General features: G+C 72.6%; 2 protein-coding genes. One reads left to right on the plus strand and one right to left on the minus strand.

Annotated features, from left to right (window positions below; translation table 11 throughout):
• Positions 1–167: 167 nt before the first annotated feature.
• Entirely contained in the window at positions 168–1,004 is an 837-nt protein-coding gene (ricT, locus tag AB0M88_RS53090) for a regulatory iron-sulfur-containing complex subunit RicT (protein WP_364116258.1), read from the minus strand.
• Positions 1,005–1,384: 380 nt separating this feature from the next.
• Here ricT and AB0M88_RS53095 point away from each other — a divergent pair, with 380 nt between their 5' ends.
• On the plus strand, positions 1,385–2,764 hold the full coding sequence (locus tag AB0M88_RS53095; protein WP_364116261.1) for an LPXTG cell wall anchor domain-containing protein: 1,380 nt from the start codon (positions 1,385–1,387) through the stop codon (positions 2,762–2,764).
• Positions 2,765–2,809: the final 45 nt, after the last annotated feature.

Consider the following 2,809-nt stretch of genomic DNA (forward strand, 5'->3'; position numbering starts at 1 on the left):
GCCCCCCCTTTTGCGCGGGGGGGGGCGCGTTACCACAAACCCCGCGCCGCCCCAACCCGCCCCCACAGCCCCCCCCCCCGCGGCGCGCCGCCCCCCCCCCCCCCCCCAACCCCCGGTGGTTCCTCGCCGACCGGCGATTCCGCTTCCGGCGGTACGCCCGGGGAGCGTCAGCCGTAACGTTCCTCGTGGCTCTGGCGCGGGCCGCACACCGACGCGCGGCTGCACGAGCAACGCGAGCCGTCGGTGTCGAGCCGGACGACGACCGCGTCGTTGGGCACGCTGTGCGCGACGACCCGGCCGTCGCCCTCGGGCGTGGTGACCCGGGAGCCGACCGCCGGGGCCGAAGCCTGGAATTTCTGATAGAGCGGGTGTTCGTATTTGAGGCAGCACATGAGCCGGCCGCAGGCGCCCGAGATGCGGAGCGGGTTGAGCGGCAGGTCCTGGTCCTTGGCCATGCGGATCGTGACCGGCTCGAAGTCGGTCAGGAACGTGGCGCAGCACAGGTCGCGGCCGCACGAGCCGATGCCGCCCTGCACCCGGGCCGAGTCGCGGGCCGAGAGCTGCCGGAGTTCGACGCGGCAGTGCAGGGTCGCGCCCAGATCGCGTACGAGAGAGCGGAAATCGACCCGGTGGGGCGCCGTGAAATAGATCGTCGTTCGGGCGCCGCCCGAACCGCCCTGCTCGAGGACGTGGTCGACGGCGACGACCTTCATCGGCAGCTCGTGCGCCTTGATCAGCTTTTTGGCGGCAACCTTGGCCTCGGCCTTGCGCTTGCGCAGCAGCTCGTCGCGGCGCAGATCGGTGTCGTCGGCGAGGCCGGCGACCTTGGGGAAGCCGTCCGTGTCCTCGTCCACCCACTGGGCGGCCCAGACGCACTCGGCCACCTCGGGTCCGTCGTCGGTCGGCACGAGCACCCGGTCGCCGACCTGGGGAGCGAAATCGCCCGGATCAAGGTAGTAAAGACGGCCGTACCGGTTGAAGCTGACCGCGCACAGCATTCCCATGCACCCCACCCTACGACGCACTCCGCGCCGCACCAAATGCCTGTTTTGGGGTACCCGCCGGGGTTGTCGGATAGATAAGACGCAACCGCCCAGATTGACCGTCGTTGGGCAGACCCGTAGACGTCGCTCACCACGGCCCACCTCGGGAGGGAACTGCCATGACGCCCGCCAGATCAATGGCCGCCAGTGTCATCGCGCTCGGATTCGCGAGCTCGCTCACCTCACCAACGCCCGCCTTCGCGGCACCCGCGCCCTGCGAACGGGCCGGCAACTTTGCCGCCCAGTCGGGTGCGGAGATGCTCCGGATCGACCGGCTCGCATGGCACAGGAGCTCTGATCCGGCGCGGCCTTCGATCAAGTCGTCGCACTCTTCCGACTCGTTGCCCACGCCGTCGGGCCGCTCCCGTGGGGAGAGCGAGTCGGTTACCGACACCGCCGACGGGCTGCTGGGCTCCGGGTCCGACCTCACCGGAGGCGACATCGGGAACAGCGGGGAGGGAGTCACCGGGTTCGTGAGCGGGACCAGCGACCTCTTGAAGTCGATCACCAACGGCGGGGTCACGGCGCCCGGCGGGGCGCTCGGCGCGGCGGGCAGCGGCGGCCAGGGCGGAGGCGGGCCGGTCCGGGAGACATCGGGCGGCTCCTCGTCCTCGGTCGCCGGGGTCGGCCTCGGGGAGACCAAGACGGCGATGATCGCCGATGCGCGTACCAACGCGGTGGCGGTCGGCCGCATCGTCGACGGCGAGGGCGCCCTGAGCAAGCCGCTGATCCAGTCGGCGCCGCCCAATTCGGCCGACGTCGCACGGCACACGCCGTCCGGTTCGGCCGGGCCGCTCGGCTTCGGCGCCGGCGACCTGGGTGCCCACGCCCGGTGGGACGCGGCGATGGCCTGCGGGAACGCCGCCGGAGAGGCGGCGCACTCGTCGGCCTCGCTGAAGCGCGTCGACCTGCTCGGCCTGCTCCACGCCTCGAACAGCATCTCCAGCCTCAGCTCGACCTCGTTGTCCCGCGAGGGCGGCGAGCCTCGCCCGGTGGCCGCGGCCACGATCGACGCCGGCAAGCTGACCCTGGCCGACGGCAAGATCAAGCTTCAGGTGCTCGAGCCGCCGGTCCTGACCGCGAGCATGGGCGCCACCACCGGCGGCCAGGTCGCCTACCAGCCGGCCAAGGTCAAGGTCACCTGGCCGGGCGGCAAGTCCAAGACGCTGACGACCGCCGGCGACGCGGTCGACATCTCCCTCGGCACCGACGAGCACTCCTCCGAGTCCACGTCACTCGACGCACTGCCGAAGCTCAGTGGCCTGTTGCCGACCTCGGCGCTGCCCCTGCCGAGCATCCCCGGCCTGCCCTCACTCCCGACCCCGGACACCGAGTCGGCCCCGGCCGCCACCGACGGCGTCACGGTGCGGATCTCCCTGGGCGACGTGCGGCGGGCCACCAAGGCCAACGCGGTCGCGGCCAAGGCCTCCGCGGTCGAGATCGCCATCAGCGAGGGCCGAGCCGACGAGTCGGACGGCCGCGGCAAGGACGGTTACGGAGACGTAGGCTCCACGGTCGCCGCCCAGATGAGCCTCGGCCTGCTCGAGGCCGCGGTGGTCGCCCCCGAGGCCGTCCCCACCAACGGCGGTGTCGTCGGCTCGGCCGCCCTGCCGATCACCGGTCCGCAGGCCGGCCTGATCGCCGCGGGCGGCCTCGGCCTCCTGGTGGCGGGCGGCGCTGTCCTCCTGGTCGGCCGCCGTCGCCGCCGCGCTCACGCCTAAGCCACTACTGGTTCCCCCGCCGACGCGGGGCCGAGCGCGAGCTCG

The sequence above is a fragment of the Actinoplanes sp. NPDC051411 genome, from assembly GCF_040682075.1.
Taxonomy (GTDB): Bacteria; Actinomycetota; Actinomycetes; order Mycobacteriales; family Micromonosporaceae; genus Actinoplanes.

Excerpts from the sequence above, each read along its gene's own strand:
- ricT (WP_364116258.1), bottom strand. The coding sequence starts at position 1,004 with ATGGGAATGCTGTGCGCGGTCAGCTTCAACCGGTACGGCCGTCTTTAC.